We start from the raw sequence: 14,995 nt of genomic DNA on the forward strand, positions 1-14,995 counted from the left end.
CTATTTAGTCACGATTGCCGTTTAAATGATTTCAAAGTAGCGGTTGAGTTCCCAGTCGGTCACTGCTTTACGAAACTCACGTTCTTCCCACTCTCTACTCGCAGCAAAATGGTCCACAAATTCATTGCCAAACATTTCACGCCCATAAGGGGAGGCTTTAAGCATTTGCGCGGCATCCCAAAGGGTGGCGGGCAACTTGAGTTCTTCTGGAATATCTTGCTCGTATGCATTACCCACAATGGCTTCACCGGGCTCCCACTTATTGAGAATGCCACAAAGACCAGAAGCTAAAGCGGCAGCTAATGCTAAATATGGGTTGCCATCTGCGGCACCAATTCGGTATTCGACACGTTGGCTTTTTTCAGAACCGGGGATGACGCGCAGCGAGGTGGTGCGGTTTTCCACAGCCCAAGTGGAATGGGTAGGGGCCCAAAAGCCTGGGATCATGCGGCGGTAACTATTGACGGTGGGGGCAACCATTGATAAAAACTCAGGCATTAATCGTTGCTGACCAGCGACAAAATGACGCTGAACGGCACTCATATTGTGTTCATTGCCCTTGTCGTAAAACGCAGAGCTGCCATCGCTGTTTTGCAATGAAATATGAATGTGCCCACTTTGACCGGGGCAATCATTGCTCCATTTCGCCATGAAGGTTGCCATCATATTGTTTCGTTGCATCAATACCTTGGTGTAGGTTTTAAATAACGCAGCTTTGTCAGAGGCATTGATTGCGCTATCAACCGACAGCGCGGCTTCAATCACGCCCGGTCCTGTTTCTGAGTGGATACCTTCAATCGGAAAATCCATCTTTTCACTCATATCCAAGATTTGCTGATACAACTCGATATAGGTTGAATTTCTGATCATCGAATAACCGAACCAGTCCGGTGTGATGGATTCAAGATCTTGAAAGTTTTTCTCGCGCACGGATTTCGGTGTCTCGTTGAAGACAAAAAACTCGTATTCAAAGGCGCAAAAAGGATTCAGCCCTAATTCATGGTATTTCTCAACGATTCGCTCAAGCGTGCTACGAGGGCAAATCGCCGCGGCTTGTTGATCGAACTCGGCAATAAATAACAACATGCCTTCTTCATCGAGTACATCGCGACACGTTTCAGGCAGAATTTTTACTGGTGCATCAGGGTAGCCGGTATGCCAACCTGTGTAAGTGGTATTGTCGTAGAGCTGGTCTTTACTGTCCCAACCTAATACTACATCACAAAATGCGAAGCCTTTGTCCAGCGAAGAGAAAAATTTGTCTTTCGACATGTATTTTCCGCGCATGATGCCATCGTTATCAAACAAGCCAACTTTGACATGAGAGAGATTACGCTCCTCGATGATCGCTTTGGCATCTTCAATGGTCTTTACTGATCTTGCATCCATTCGTCATTCCTCTTTGCACCGGCTACCACAGCCGGTGCATTACCTGATTTAGCTATAGCGGTATGGTTTGCCCGCTTTTTCCATGTCGGCTGCGTACTGTTTGAATATATCCACCACCCGTTTGTTTCTAGGGCTGGTTTCGGCGACTTCATCCCAAAACTTAAGCGCTTCGGCTTCCACGGTTTTCCACTCTTCATCAGGGATGGTGGTCAATTCTAGCTTGTCACCTTCGACACGCAGTTTCGCTTCACCACCCCAATACCAGTGCTGACGATAGTAGTGCGAGCTGTCCATGCACAATTTCCACAGCGTTTTTAGGTGCTCAGGTAACGCATCCCAACGTTCGCTGTTGGCAAAGAAGGAACCACACCAAGCCCCAGAAATGTTGTTAGTGAGGAAGTATTTGGTTACATCCGCCCAACCAACCGTGTAATCCTCGGTGATCCCTGACCAAGCAATGCCATCGAGCTCGCCAGTTTGAATTGCCACTTCGACATCTTCCCAAGGTAGGGTGACAGGGATAACCCCAAAACGAGACAGGAATCGACCCGCCGTTGGGAAGGTAAAGACACGTTTTCCTTTTAGATCCGCTAGGCTGCGGATAGGCTCAACCGTGGCAAAATGGCATGGATCCCACGCGCCCGCGGAGAGCCAAGTCACGCCTTTGATTTCGTCATAGGCTTCTTGCCAAATCTCTTTTAGACCGTACTGCTCAAACAGAACTGGCACATCTAGGCTGTAGCGGGTTGCGAATGGGAAGTAACCACCGAATACGGATATGTCGACTGGCGCGGCAATGGAGTCATCATCACTTTGCACCATGTCGATGGTGCCACGCTGCATGGCGCGAAATAGCTCGCCTGTTGGTACTAGCTGATCGGCATAGAACAGCTCAATGATCATTTCACCATTGGCGGCATTGTTAAAAGCATCCACAGCCGGTTTAATGACATGTTCACCTAATGCTGGTCCCGCATAGGTTTGTAAACGCCATTTAATTGGGTCTTTGGTACTGGCAATCGCAGGAGCACCAACTAATGCAGTGGCACCAGCGGCAGAAACAGCACCGGCTTTTTTCAGGAAATCTCTTCTAGAAGACATGTTTTATTCCTCCATGGAATGTGTGTCCATATCAAAGGTTATGGTTGTACATTGGGTGATTTTCATTAGCCGTAGTGGTACTCCGGAAGCCACAAAGCCAGCTGAGGGAAAGCCATTACCAGAATCAAACCAAACATCATAATGAGCACAAACGGAATGATTGAGATGTAAATGTCTTTCAATGAAACTTCGGGTGGTGCCATAGCACGCATTAAAAATAGGTTGTAGCCAAATGGCGGTGTCATGTAGGCAATTTGGCAAGTAATGGTGTAGAGCACGCCATACCACAACAGGTCGAAGCCCAATGCGCCAACCAGTGGTACGTAAAGTGGGGCGACGATAACCAGCATGGCGGTATCGTCGAGGAAGGTCCCCATTAAAAGGTAAGAGAGCTGCATTAAGATAAGTACTTGCCATGGGGTCAAATTGAGGCGGTCAATAAAGAAACCTTCAATCGCTTTTACCGCGCCAATACCATCAAATACCGCGCCAAAGCAGAGCGCAGCTAATATGATCCACATAAACATGCAGCTAATTGCTAATGTTTTTCTCAGCGTCTCTTCCAGTACTGAGCGGTTAAGACGTCTCTTTGCAATGGCAGCGATGGTGGCGGCAACGGCACCAACCGCAGAGCTCTCTACTAAGCTAGTCACGCCCATAAGGAAAAGACCAGTCATGGAAACAAAAATCAGCAGCGGGGTAATACCTGCGCGTAGCAGCAGCAGTTTCTCTTTTAGGCTAACGTTGCGCTCTTCTTCTGGTAGTGCCGGGCCAAGATTAGGTTGAAGCTTGCAACGAATCACGATGTAAACAATAAATAGTGTTGCCATCAATAGCCCGGGGAATACCCCGGCAAGCCATAGTTGTCCAACGGGCTGGCGAGCGATCATGCCGTAAAGGACCAAGACCACGCTTGGTGGAACGAGAATACCTAATGAACTACCGGCTTGAATAACGCCAGTAACCATGATTTTGTCATAGCCACGACGAAGTAGCTCTGGTAGGGCAATACTGGCACCAATTGCCATACCCGCGACACTTAAACCATTCATGGCAGAGATAACCACCATTAAGGCAATAGTGCCAATGGCTAACCCGCCATTGAGAGGACCCATCCATACATGGAACATGCGATAGAGATCTTCGGCAATGCCAGACTCCGACAACATGTACCCCATATAGATAAACAGCGGTAGCGTTAACAGTGGGTACCATTTCATCAGTTTAATCGCTGAGCTAAAGGCGATTTCAGACCCGCCATCACCCCAAAGCAGCAGTGCGGCAATAACAGCAATAGAACCAATTACGGCGAAAACACGCTGACCAGTGAGTAACATCAGCATCATGGCGGAGAACATCAATAAGGCGATCATTTCATAACTCATGAGTTCGCCTCCAACTCGTTGCCATAAACGATTGTCGCAATGTCACGTAGCCAAACCGCGACGGCTTGCAACAACATCAAAAACACGCTGACACACATCAGAATTTTGATTGGCGCCATATATGGGCGCCATGCTGAATAACTGCGCTCACCATACTCAATGGCATAACTGGTGCTAGAGATACCGCCATAAAGCAGCACGCCAAGATAGATGAACAACATGATGACGGTGATGCTATCAATGATGGCTTTTTTACGCGGAGTCCAATTGCCATAGAGTAGATCCATGCGGACATGGCTGTGCAGTTGCATTGAGTAAGGTCCGCCGAGCATATAGAAGGCAACCATTACAAATTGTGCCATTTCCAATGTCCAAAGCGATGGGAAGAAAAACGTTTTAGAAATAGAGGAATAGAGCAGTATTCCGATCATAACGAAGATAAGATACATCGCAAACCGACCAATTCTGCGGTTAATGGCTTCGACTATTCTGACAAAGGCCTTAGCGGGAGAGGGCAGAAAGTTGATTGGATCCTGCATTGTTCACGACTCCATGTCTTTGTGTAGGAAGGAACCTCATTGTTCCTTTCTGTCATTACTCGTTTTATCAATGTTCCGTTCTATTCATTAGCCAGTTAGCGAGTTAAAACACGCATTCTCACTGGTTAATAACTGAGCGACTTATTGAGTTGTAACATAATAATTACAAATAAATACAATTAGTCAACGTAGAAAGAAATTATTTTTTCAGAATTTGATCTAGTGTTATATTTATTACAGAAAGGGGTTAGCGTCGCACTTTACACTCACTTAAGGATATTCAATTGACGGTCGCAGAAAGGATCAAAGAGAAGTTTTCAGTTCTCACCAGGGCTGAAAGACAACTGGCAAATGTGATGTTGGAAAACTATCCAGCGTCGAGTTTAGGCAACGTTGCTTCTATTGCTGAAGCGGCGAAGGTCTCAACGCCAACGGTTGTTCGCTTGGCTAAAAAGCTCGACTTCACCGGCTTTCCTGACATGCAGCGCAGCATTCATGAAGAGATCGGCGATACGCTAAAAAATCCAATTGAGAAACGTGCCTCTATCTCCAATATTGATCAGCAATCCCACTTACTAGGGCGATTCGCTGAGGCGGTGATGAACAATATCCAACAAACTGTCGCGCAAGTTGATGAAGAGTCATTCAATCAAGTGGTTGATGCACTAAGCAATCAAAACAGTTCGCTTTATATTGTTGGTGGGCGCATCAGCCATTCGATTGCTGAATACATGTTTACTCATATGCAAGTGATTAGAGCCAACGTGACGATGGTGGAGCCAAATGCTAACCGTTGGTCACATTACGTGATTAATATGAAGCCCGGTGACACCTTGGTGGTGTTTGATATTCGTCGATACGAAAATGATATCCTCACCTTGGCGGAAATAGCCCGCAGCCGAAACGTAAAGTTGGTATTGTTTACTGACCAATGGGGCTCACCAGTGACGAAGTTTTCTCAACATGTTTTTCATGCGCGCATTGAAGCCCCTTCGGCATGGGACTCTACCGTAGCCATTACTTTTTTAGTCGAAGCCCTAGTTGAGGCGGTGCAGTCCGCCACATGGGCGGACACCAGCAATCGAATGAAAGATCTCGAAGTACTGTTAGATCGCGTCAAACTGTTTAAGAAGTTTGTTTAACTCATTTCATGCTCGATGTGGCAAAGCTGAGCGATTTCATCGAGCACTTCAGGGTTAGCGATAGCCCCAATGTTCTTCACTTGCTGACCATTGACCACTTGTTTAACCGCGAGCTCCACTAACTTTCCTGAACGGGTTTTAGGGATGTCGCTGATGGCAAAAATTGCCTGCGGAACATGTCGTGGTGAGCATTTCGATTTTAAGGTATGTCGAATGAGATCCGTTAGTTGTGGGGTTAGCTCAGTATTTGGGGCAAGTTTCACCATTAACCAAATCTGTTCTGATTGCTGATTGAGCTTGCCAACTGCAATCGAGTCTTCGATGCCGGGCAGCATATTCACCTGTTGATAGATCTCGGCAGTACCAATTCTAACTCCGCCCGGATTTAAAGTCGCATCACTACGACCATAGAAGATATAGCCGCCACTCTCGGTTTGCATAACATCATCGCCATGGTGCCAAATATTGGCGAACTTACTCCAGTATGCGTTGTGGTAACGTTCACCATCATCGAGCCAAAAACCGACCGGGTAGTTGGGTAAAGCGTTGTGGCAAGTGAGCTCGCCACGTTGCTGCTTCACAACTAGTCCGTCATCATCCACCACATTAACGGCAATGCCGAGCCCAGCATATTGGCACTCACCTTGGTAGACAGGAGATATAGGGTTACCTAATACAAAACAGCCACAAATATCGGTACCACCAGAAATGGAGGCTAAGTGCAGATCGTCTTTAATTTGTTGATAAACGAAACTGAATTGCTCTGGGTAGAGAACGGAACCAGTGGAGCAAAGTGTGTTAAGCGAGGTTAATTGGTGCTTTGTCTTAGGGTGATAATTGGCGTGTTCCAGTGCTTCTAAATATTTGGCTGAAGTACCAAACAGTGAAATAGATTGATCATCGACCAACTGCCATAAAACCGAAGGATCAGGGTAAACCGGGCTACCATCGTAAATCACCAAAGTCGCGCCGCTAGCCAACGCAGAAACATGCCAGTTCCACATCATCCAACCGCAGGTGGTGTAGTAAAACACCTTGTCGTTTGGCTTTACGTCACAGTGTAACTGATGCTCTTTTAGATGGTTGAGTAGCGTACCGCCAACAGAATGTACAATGCACTTAGGTTGTCCGGTAGTACCAGACGAGTACAGCACAAATAGAGGGTGGTTGAAGCTAACCGAGTGGTAGCGTACAGCTTGTGCATGATAGCGAGTTAACATTGACTGCCAAGAAGTGGCGTGTGCGGCGCTGTGCTGTGTATCTTCCGCTAAATAGCCGATTTCGCAAACCTCAATATTGCGGCTTAATTGGCTGCTAACTGCCTGGTTCTTCTCTGTCATGTCAAAGGTCTTACCGTTAAATCGGTAACCATCACAACAGAACAACACCTTAGGTTTGACTTGTCCAAAGCGTTCAATCACGCTGTCGGCACCAAAATCTGGTGAGGTTGAGGTCCAAATTGCACCTAAGCTGGTGGTTGCGAGCATTGCAATCACGGTTTCAGGCAAATAAGGTAAATAGCCTGCAACCACATCACCTTGTTCTACACCACAATCCATTAGCCATTGCTGTGCACAAGAGACTTGTTCAAGTAACTCTTGCCCAATGAGTTGCCTGTGCTGACCGGATTCATTGCTAAAGCTTAAGACGATTTGTTGTGGTGATTTTGTGGCATGAGCGAGTAAATTTTCAGCGTAGTTAAGCGTAGCATCGGCAAACCAAACCGTATCGCGGTTAGAGCAGGGCTGCTGCCATTTCGGCTCGCCAAGCGTTTTGATATTGTTGCCCATCTGCCCGATAACATCGCAAAACTGCCACGTTTGCTGCCAAAACTGCTCATCGTTATCGATAGACCATTGATGCAGCGTGGCGTAGTCAGTGATTGATTTGTGTTGGCTGGTAACCGTGATTCTGTCGATAAAGCGTTGTAAGTTGCTATTTGCAATACGCTCGGCTGTAGGGGACCAAATTGGTGCTGGGTTTGCCATGCTTCCCTCTGCTATTGTGATTAGCCATAACCATGAAAGGGAATGAGTTGTTATTCTCATCCCTTATCATCTTTTGTCGGGTTGTCGTGATATTGTTAAAGCTGCTCGATGAGTTGAGGCAATATCTCAAATAGATCACCAACTAGCCCATAATCGGCAACTTCAAATATCGGTGATTCCGGATCTTTATTTATCGCAACAATGACTTTCGACTCCTTCATCCCGGCAAGGTGCTGAATGGCTCCGGATATCCCAACCGCTATATAAAGCTTAGGCGCTACAATTTTACCCGTTTGTCCAACTTGTAAATCGTTAGCGACAAAACCTGCGTCAACCGCTGCGCGTGATGCGCCTATGGCGGCACCAAGTTTGTCAGCCAGTTGCTCGATCAAGGCGAAGTTTTCTTTACTGCCCACACCACGACCACCGGAAATTACAACCTCTGCCGCCGTCAATTCAGGGCGTGCAGATTCGGTTTTATCAATGGATACTAATTCGACACTGTGGGAGTGAGGTGTCGCTTGTTGGTAGATAATATCGACTTGGTTGTTGCATTCAACGACCTCAAAGGCCGAGGCACGGACAGTCACAACGCGTAAGTCGTCGTGGCTGGTGACCTTTGCAAACGCATTGCCTGCATAAATTGGACGAATAAACGTATTTTCATCAATTACTTGTACTATGTCAGATATTTGTCCCACGCCACATTTCGCAGCCACTCTTGGCGCGAGGTCTTTGCCTTTCGAAGACGAACAACACCAAACCCCTTGATATTCTTTCGCCATATTGGCGATGGTTGGTGCAAGGCTTTCCGCAAATTGATGAACATAAGCGGGATCATCAATACAGATAACTTGAGAGATTCCGTCAATTTGACTGGCTTGTTGCGCCACGGCATCACATTGGCTACCCATCACCAATAGCGTGTTATCTTGACTGGTTTGAGTCGCTGCGCTCACTACTTTGAGAGTATCGGCATGAAGCTGATGATTGTCATGTTCAGCAATGATTAGGTTCTTCATACAATCACCTTCGCTTCGTTACGTAGTTTGTCGACAAGTTCACTGACAGATTCCACCTTAACGCCACTCTTTCTCGCTTGCGGCGGTGTCACTTCGGTAATGGTTTGGCTGTAAGTAACTTCAACCCCCAAGCTGTCTGCGCTGATGGTATCTAACGATTTTCTCTTAGCTTTCATGATGTTGGGTAGGGAAGCAAAGCGAGGTTCGTTTAAACGTAGGTCGGTACTGACAACAGCAGGCAGCGTCATGGTGACCGTCATTAATCCGCCGTCAACCTCACGAACCACTTCCATTTGCTGTTGATTGATTGAAATATTGGAAGCAAAGGTTGCTTGAGGCCAATCAAGTAGGGCGGCTAACATTTGTGCGACTTGATTGTTGTCGGTGTCAATGGATTGCTTACCCGTGATGACCAAGCTTGCTTTCTCTTGCTCGACGATCGCGGCAAGTAATTTAGCCACAATCAAAGGTTCAATATTGTTATGAGTGTCGACGTGAATGGCGCGATCAGCACCAAGCGCCAGTGCAGTACGCAGTTGCTCTCGGCATTGTTTCTCGCCTGCACAGACAACGATGATCTCATCTGCGATTCCTTGCTCTTTTAGCCGTACTGCTTCTTCAACCGCTATTTCACAAAATGGGTTAATGGTCATTTTAACGTTATTGGTTTCAACGCCACTATTATCCGCTTTAACTCGAACCTTAATGTAAGGGTCAATAACTCGTTTGATTGGCACTACTATTTTCACGTTAGATTCCTTTTTACAGTGAAGACAATGTGATGATGACTTTAATTTGATGTTAATTTACCTTTACGTTTGCGTCAACTTTAAATATATTATTCATTAACAAGCTAGCAACATGCGAACAAGAAAAGGAATTGACCATGGAAAGAGACTGCATGGAGTTCGATGTACTGGTCGTGGGAGCGGGTCCCTCTGGGTTATCTGCTGCATGCCGAATCAAACAAATAGCAATCGAAAACGAGCAGGATATATCGGTTTGTGTGGTGGAAAAGGGCTCTGAAGTTGGTGCGCATATTCTCTCTGGTGCCGTATTTGAAACGCGCAGTTTGGATGAGTTATTCCCCGACTGGCAGCAAAATGGTGCGCCACTGAATACCCCCGTAACTCAGGATATTACCTGTTATTTGAGCAGTGAGAAGGCGGGTTATCAATTACCACAATGGGCTGTGCCTAACACCTTGCATAATAAAGGTAACTACATAATTAGTTTAGGTAATTTATGTCGATGGTTAGCGAGCCAAGCCGAGCTACTCGGGGTAGAAATCTACCCGGGCTTTAGTGCAAGCGAGCCAATTATTGATGGCGAAAATCGAGTCTGTGGCGTTGTTACTGGTGATATGGGATTAGATAAGTCTGGTGAACAGAAGTCTAATTTTGAGCCAGGTATTGAGCTGCGAGCCAAGTTTACTTTGTTCTCTGAAGGTGCGAGAGGACATATAGGTAAGCAATTGATCAAAAGTTACAAATTAGCGGAACAACAATCACCGCAACACTATGCCATTGGCTTTAAAGAGTTATGGGAAATCCCTGCCGAACAACACCAACAAGGGTTGGTATTGCACGGCTTAGGTTGGCCACTCACACGTGATGCCACTGGTGGCAGCTACCTCTATCATTTGGAAGGTAATCAAGTGGCGGTGGGCTTAATCATTGATTTGAATTACAGCAATCCGCATCTTAGTCCTTTTGAAGAGTTCCAACGCTTCAAGCACCATCCGATGATTGAGCAATACCTTAAAAATGGTAAACGGATCAGTTATGGGGCGAGGGCGATAACCAAAGGTGGATTACATTCGCTGCCCACTCAACAATTTGACGGTGGATTGCTGATAGGTTGTGATGCTGGAACACTAAACGCAGCAAAAATAAAAGGAACTCATACCGCGATGAAGTCGGGGATGATTGCTGCAGAGTCGGTGTTTGAAGCGTTGCAAAATCACGCGACTAGTGCAGATTATCAAACTCATTTTGAGCAATCTTGGTTGTATCAAGAGCTCTATCAAGCGCGGAATTTTTCAACGGGGATTCATCGCTTTGGCGCCATGTTGGGTGGTGGTTTAGCGCTGGTTGAGCAGAATGTTTTGGGGGGCAAAGCAAGTTGGAATGTGCGTTGTGAGAAGCCGGATCATCAAACCTTATCACTGGTAAATACCACACAACCCATTGATTACCCAAAACCTGACGGTGTATTGAGCTTTGATCGCTTGTCGTCAGTTTTTTTATCTAACATCTTCCATGAAGAAAACCAACCTTGTCATCTACAGCTCAAGAGTGAGCGTATTCCTATTGAGCAAAACCTAGCACTTTATGCCGAACCAGCGCAGCGTTACTGCCCAGCCGGCGTCTATGAGATTGTGCACAATGACAACCAGTCTGAATTACAGATCAATGCTGCAAACTGTATACATTGCAAAACCTGCGACATCAAAGACCCAAGTCAAAATATTACCTGGACACCACCGGAAGGTGGGGGTGGTCCTAACTACCCAAATATGTGATAGGTAAAAATACCAATTGAGTTAATTAACATTTTATTTACTTAAAGTTTGCGTTAGTTCAAATTTTTGAGCGCGAACGGGTTTGTAACTTACTAGATGAGGCACTATTCTGAAATTGCGTTTACGTTTACGTAAACTGAATCTTTAAAATTGATGCGTAGGTGTGGAAGCTGTTACCGGTGTCAAGGTTAAGTTTGATTTCAGATAGTGCTAATGGATAGCACTTAAAAAACAACGATAGGGAGATCAACTATGGTATCGGAAAAGCCTCTGTTGCAGGTAAACGATATTTCATTGGCCTTTGGTGGTGTGAAAGCACTAACTGACGTGAGCTTCCATGTGAATGAAAAGGAAATCTTTTCAATCATTGGGCCTAATGGCGCTGGCAAAACTTCAATGCTGAACTGTATTTCTGGTCGATACACTCCAAATAAAGGTTCGGTCGTTTTTTCAGGAAAAGATGTCACCAAGCGCAGTCCTAGCCAACGAGCGCAGTTGGGACTCGGACGAACCTTTCAAAACCTTGCACTTTTCTCGCATATGTCGGTACTCGACAACATTATGGTTGGTCGCCATCACCTGTTAAAAAACAACTTTGTGACGGGCCCGCTTTATTGGTTTTCTAATGCGCAAAAAGAAGAGATGGCTCACCGCAAGTATGTGGAAGAGGTGATCGACTTTTTGGAAATTCAACATATTCGAAAGGCGACAGCTGGCACGCTTTCTTATGGTCTACGTAAGCGTGTAGAGCTTGCGCGCGCGATAGCGCTAAAGCCTAAACTTCTGCTTCTCGATGAGCCGATGGCGGGAATGAACTTAGAAGAAAAAGAGGACATGGCGCGCTACATCATGGATCTCAATGAAGAGTTGGATATCACCATCATCATGATCGAGCACGATATGGGTGTTGTGATGGATATCTCTAACCGCGTACTGGTTTTAGATTTTGGCAAACACATCGCGACCGGAAATCCTGAACAAGTGATGGAAAACCCACATGTTAAGAAAGCGTACTTGGGTGAAGAGCTACCGACGTTAGAGGAGAGTGCATAATGGCACAGAATAATAATGATTGGGCTGACGTCACCACCTTAGATACCTTTCCAAAAGTATTGCAACACAACGCAACAAACTGGCCTGAGCAAGTGGCCATGCGTGAAAAAGAGTTTGGTATTTGGCGTGAGTTTACATGGCTAGATTATCAAGACCGAGTTAAATGGTTGGCTTTGGCGTTGCAAGATCTTGGTGTTGGCGAAGGCGATGTCGTTGGCTTATTGGGTGACAACCGACCTGAGTGGGTGTGGGGAGAGCTGTCTGCTCATGCGATTAAAGCTTATTCACTGGGTATCTACCAAGATTCGATGCATGAAGAAGTGGCGTACTTGATTAATTACGCCAAAGCAAAGGTGATTATTGCTGAAGATGAAGAGCAATGTGACAAACTGCTAGAGCTTGCCGATGAAATACCCAGTGTCGAATTTATCGTCTATTGCGATCCGCGAGGAATGCGTAAATACGATGATCCTCGCCTGATTGATGTAGAAAAAATCTACCAACGAGGGCAAGAGATTGATAAGTCAGAGCCTAACAAATACCCAACGCTAGTTGAGGCAACCAAAGGCAGCGACTTATCGATTTTGTGTACCACTTCAGGGACGACTTCTAAACCAAAATTAGCGTTATTGCATAGTGGCACTTTCTTAGATCATTGTGCGGCATACTTACGTGCCGACCCCCGACAGCCGGGTGATAACTACGTATCTGTGCTGCCACTACCTTGGATTATGGAACAGGTTTACGTGGTAGGTCAGGCGCTTGTTTCTCGTCAAATCGTTAATTTTGTTGAAGAACAAGAAACCATGATGGCTGACTTGCGAGAAATCGGTCCTAACTTTGTTCTGCTTGCTCCGCGTGTTTGGGAAAACATCGTTGCTGATGTCTCGGCGCGAATGATGGATTCGACGCCGTTCAAACAGAAGATGTACAAACTGGGGATGCAATTAGCCAATAAAGCGCTCGAACAAGGCAAGCGATCTAAGCTCGCTGAGTGGATTTTATTACGCGCACTACGAGACCGTTTGGGTTTTTCTAACCTCAGTTCGGCAGCGACAGGCGGCGCGGCAATGGGCCCCGATACCTTCCGTTATCTACAAGCGATAGGCGTACCACTTAAGCAGCTCTATGGACAAACTGAAATGTGCGGCGCTTATACCGTGCATCAAGCTGGCGATGTCGATTATGACTCAGTTGGCGTGGCATTTGATAACGCAGAGGTCAAAGTGATTAACCCAGACAGTAATGGTGTGGGTGAGATCATCGCGAAAAGTAGCGGCATGTTTACCGGTTATCTCAACAATATGGCGGCATTTGAAGAAGATGTGCGCGATGGCTGGATGCACACTGGCGATGCTGGTTATTTTAAGGAGTCAGGGCATCTGGTAGTGATTGACCGTCTGAAAGATATGTCGCAAACCAGCCATGGTGATCGCTACTCGCCACAATTTATCGAAAATAAACTCAAGTTTTCGCCGTTTATTGCCGAAGCCGTGGTGATTGGTAAAGAGAAACCGTGGCTGTCTGCCATTATCTGTATTCGCTATGCCATTGTGGCGAAATGGGCGGAGCAAAAAGGGCTTGCCTTCACCAACTACACCAACTTATCCGCACAGCCAGAAGTGTATCAAGCAATACGCGAAGAAGTTCTGAAAGTGAACGAGTCGCTGCCTGACGCGCAGAAAATCAGCAAGTTTATTCTTCTATACAAAGAGTTGGATGCCGATGACGGCGAGTTAACTCGTACCCGTAAAGTCCGCCGAGGTGTGGTGGCTGAAAAATATGGCGACATTATTGAAACCATCTATAGCGATAAACCAAAAGTCGATGTGGATACGGTTATTACCTACCAAGATGGCACCAAAACACGCATCAAAACTTCGCTTGTGGTTGAAACGCTTATCGAGCATCAGTCGCAACAAGTGGAAAGCGAGAGCGAACAACGGAGGATCGCATAGTGAATACGGATTTATTACTGCAATTGGTCATTAATGGCGTCATTGTTGGCATGCTGTATGGCGTGGTCGCGATGTGTTTCGTGTTGATCTATAAGTCAACGCAGGTGGTGAACTTCGCTCAGGGTGAGTTCCTACTGATTGGTGCTTGGGTCTGTTGGGCATCACTCGTTTACTTAGAACTGCCTTTCGTTCTCGGTTTTCTTCTCACCTTAGCCTTTATGACTATCTTCGGTATTGCGGTACAAACCATTGTATTGCGACCGTTGATAGGCGAACCAATTATTTCGGTGATTATGGTGACCATAGGTCTGTCGATGTTCTTCCAAGCGATGATGAAATGGATGTTTGGTGTATCAGCGGTCTCCTACCCACGAGTATTCGAAACTAATGTGGTCAATATTGGTGGGTTAAATGTTGAGTTTGCTTACATCCTAAGCCTGATTTTCTCGGTGATTATCATGGGCGCGTTTTACTGGTTCTTTAAATTCAGCAAGATGGGTTTGGCAATGCGTGCAACGGCATTTAACCAACAAGTGGCGCAGAGTTTGGGTATTTCCATCAAAAAGGTGTTTGCCATTAGTTGGGCTATTTCTGCCATGGTATCGGCTACTGCCGGGATCGTAATAGGGCTTGTAAATGGTGTCTCTGATGCTCTGTCTATTATCGGTATCAAAGTATTCCCAGCGGTTATTTTGGGCGGATTAGATTCGGTGATCGGCGCGATTGTAGGCGGCATCACGATCGGGCTGCTAGAAAACTTGGCTGAGTTTGTGGATAGCCAATACCTGCAAGTGGGTAACTTGTACAACATTGCGCCTTTCTATGTGTTGTTGATCATTCTTGCCTTTAAGCCTTATGGCTTGTTTGGCACCAAAGATATTGAGCGTATTTAAG

12 protein-coding genes are annotated in these 14,995 nt (G+C 46.1%); 5 read left to right on the forward strand and 7 right to left on the reverse strand.

What is annotated here, in order from left to right:
- Positions 1-21: 21 nt before the first annotated feature.
- The 4 genes from H2O73_RS12355 to H2O73_RS12370 all read right to left on the reverse strand — a co-directional run bounded on the left by H2O73_RS12355 (position 22) and on the right by H2O73_RS12370 (position 4,414).
- A complete protein-coding gene (locus H2O73_RS12355) occupies positions 22-1,389 on the reverse strand; it encodes a glutamine synthetase family protein (protein ID WP_182109163.1) in 1,368 nt (455 codons plus the stop codon).
- A gap of 48 nt (positions 1,390-1,437) precedes the next feature.
- Positions 1,438-2,490, reverse strand: coding sequence for a TRAP transporter substrate-binding protein DctP (gene dctP / locus H2O73_RS12360; RefSeq protein WP_182109164.1), 1,053 nt, complete (start codon positions 2,488-2,490; stop codon positions 1,438-1,440).
- Between the two features lie 65 nt (positions 2,491-2,555).
- Complete coding sequence (locus H2O73_RS12365; RefSeq protein ID WP_182109165.1) at positions 2,556-3,875, reverse strand: TRAP transporter large permease; 1,320 nt, start codon at positions 3,873-3,875, stop codon at positions 2,556-2,558.
- The gene (locus H2O73_RS12370; protein WP_182109166.1) at positions 3,872-4,414 is read right to left on the reverse strand and encodes a TRAP transporter small permease subunit; all 543 of its coding nucleotides are present in this window, start codon (positions 4,412-4,414) and stop codon (positions 3,872-3,874) included. Before H2O73_RS12370 ends, H2O73_RS12365 begins: the two co-directional genes overlap by 4 nt.
- Before the next feature lie 284 nt (positions 4,415-4,698).
- On the opposite strand from H2O73_RS12370, the gene H2O73_RS12375 reads away from it, so the two are divergent.
- On the forward strand, positions 4,699-5,556 hold the full coding sequence (locus tag H2O73_RS12375; RefSeq protein WP_220457579.1) for a MurR/RpiR family transcriptional regulator: 858 nt from the start codon (positions 4,699-4,701) through the stop codon (positions 5,554-5,556).
- Here H2O73_RS12375 and H2O73_RS12380 read toward each other — a convergent pair.
- The 3 genes from H2O73_RS12380 to H2O73_RS12390 all read right to left on the reverse strand — a co-directional run bounded on the left by H2O73_RS12380 (position 5,553) and on the right by H2O73_RS12390 (position 9,315).
- On the reverse strand, positions 5,553-7,544 hold the full coding sequence (locus H2O73_RS12380; RefSeq protein WP_182109167.1) for an acetoacetate--CoA ligase: 1,992 nt from the start codon (positions 7,542-7,544) through the stop codon (positions 5,553-5,555). The genes H2O73_RS12375 and H2O73_RS12380 overlap by 4 nt on opposite strands.
- Positions 7,545-7,639: 95 nt before the next feature.
- Complete coding sequence (locus tag H2O73_RS12385) at positions 7,640-8,566, reverse strand: electron transfer flavoprotein subunit alpha/FixB family protein (protein WP_182109168.1); 927 nt, start codon at positions 8,564-8,566, stop codon at positions 7,640-7,642.
- Positions 8,563-9,315, reverse strand: a complete 753-nt coding sequence (locus H2O73_RS12390; protein ID WP_182109169.1) for an electron transfer flavoprotein subunit beta/FixA family protein — start codon at positions 9,313-9,315, stop codon at positions 8,563-8,565. Before H2O73_RS12390 ends, H2O73_RS12385 begins: the two co-directional genes overlap by 4 nt.
- A gap of 137 nt (positions 9,316-9,452) precedes the next feature.
- On the opposite strand from H2O73_RS12390, the gene H2O73_RS12395 reads away from it, so the two are divergent.
- From H2O73_RS12395 to H2O73_RS12410, 4 genes are all read left to right on the forward strand, one after another.
- Complete coding sequence (locus H2O73_RS12395) at positions 9,453-11,090, forward strand: electron transfer flavoprotein-ubiquinone oxidoreductase (protein WP_182109170.1); 1,638 nt, start codon at positions 9,453-9,455, stop codon at positions 11,088-11,090.
- 252 nt (positions 11,091-11,342) lie between these two features.
- A complete protein-coding gene (locus tag H2O73_RS12400) occupies positions 11,343-12,143 on the forward strand; it encodes an ABC transporter ATP-binding protein (protein ID WP_182109171.1) in 801 nt (266 codons plus the stop codon).
- Positions 12,143-14,101 (forward strand): long-chain fatty acid--CoA ligase, encoded by a 1,959-nt coding sequence (locus H2O73_RS12405; RefSeq protein WP_182109172.1) that lies wholly within the window; start codon positions 12,143-12,145, stop codon positions 14,099-14,101. Before H2O73_RS12400 ends, H2O73_RS12405 begins: the two co-directional genes overlap by 1 nt.
- On the forward strand, positions 14,101-14,994 hold the full coding sequence (locus H2O73_RS12410) for a branched-chain amino acid ABC transporter permease (protein WP_182109173.1): 894 nt from the start codon (positions 14,101-14,103) through the stop codon (positions 14,992-14,994). The genes H2O73_RS12405 and H2O73_RS12410 overlap by 1 nt, the downstream gene beginning before the upstream one ends.
- The last annotated feature ends 1 nt before the right edge of the window (position 14,995 follow it).

It is taken from the genome of Vibrio marinisediminis (assembly GCF_014050145.1).
GTDB lineage: Bacteria > Pseudomonadota > Gammaproteobacteria > Enterobacterales > Vibrionaceae > Vibrio > Vibrio marinisediminis.

Excerpts from the sequence above, each read along its gene's own strand:
- H2O73_RS12355 (WP_182109163.1), bottom strand. The coding sequence starts at position 1,389 with ATGGATGCAAGATCAGTAAAGACCATTGAAGATGCCAAAGCGATCATC.
- H2O73_RS12370 (WP_182109166.1), bottom strand. The coding sequence starts at position 4,414 with ATGCAGGATCCAATCAACTTTCTGCCCTCTCCCGCTAAGGCCTTTGTC.
- H2O73_RS12395 (WP_182109170.1), top strand. The coding sequence starts at position 9,453 with ATGGAAAGAGACTGCATGGAGTTCGATGTACTGGTCGTGGGAGCGGGT.
- H2O73_RS12380 (WP_182109167.1), bottom strand. The coding sequence starts at position 7,544 with ATGGCAAACCCAGCACCAATTTGGTCCCCTACAGCCGAGCGTATTGCA.
- H2O73_RS12365 (WP_182109165.1), bottom strand. The coding sequence starts at position 3,875 with ATGAGTTATGAAATGATCGCCTTATTGATGTTCTCCGCCATGATGCTG.
- H2O73_RS12400 (WP_182109171.1), top strand. The coding sequence starts at position 11,343 with ATGGTATCGGAAAAGCCTCTGTTGCAGGTAAACGATATTTCATTGGCC.
- H2O73_RS12405 (WP_182109172.1), top strand. The coding sequence starts at position 12,143 with ATGGCACAGAATAATAATGATTGGGCTGACGTCACCACCTTAGATACC.
- dctP (WP_182109164.1), bottom strand. The coding sequence starts at position 2,490 with ATGTCTTCTAGAAGAGATTTCCTGAAAAAAGCCGGTGCTGTTTCTGCC.
- H2O73_RS12385 (WP_182109168.1), bottom strand. The coding sequence starts at position 8,566 with ATGAAGAACCTAATCATTGCTGAACATGACAATCATCAGCTTCATGCC.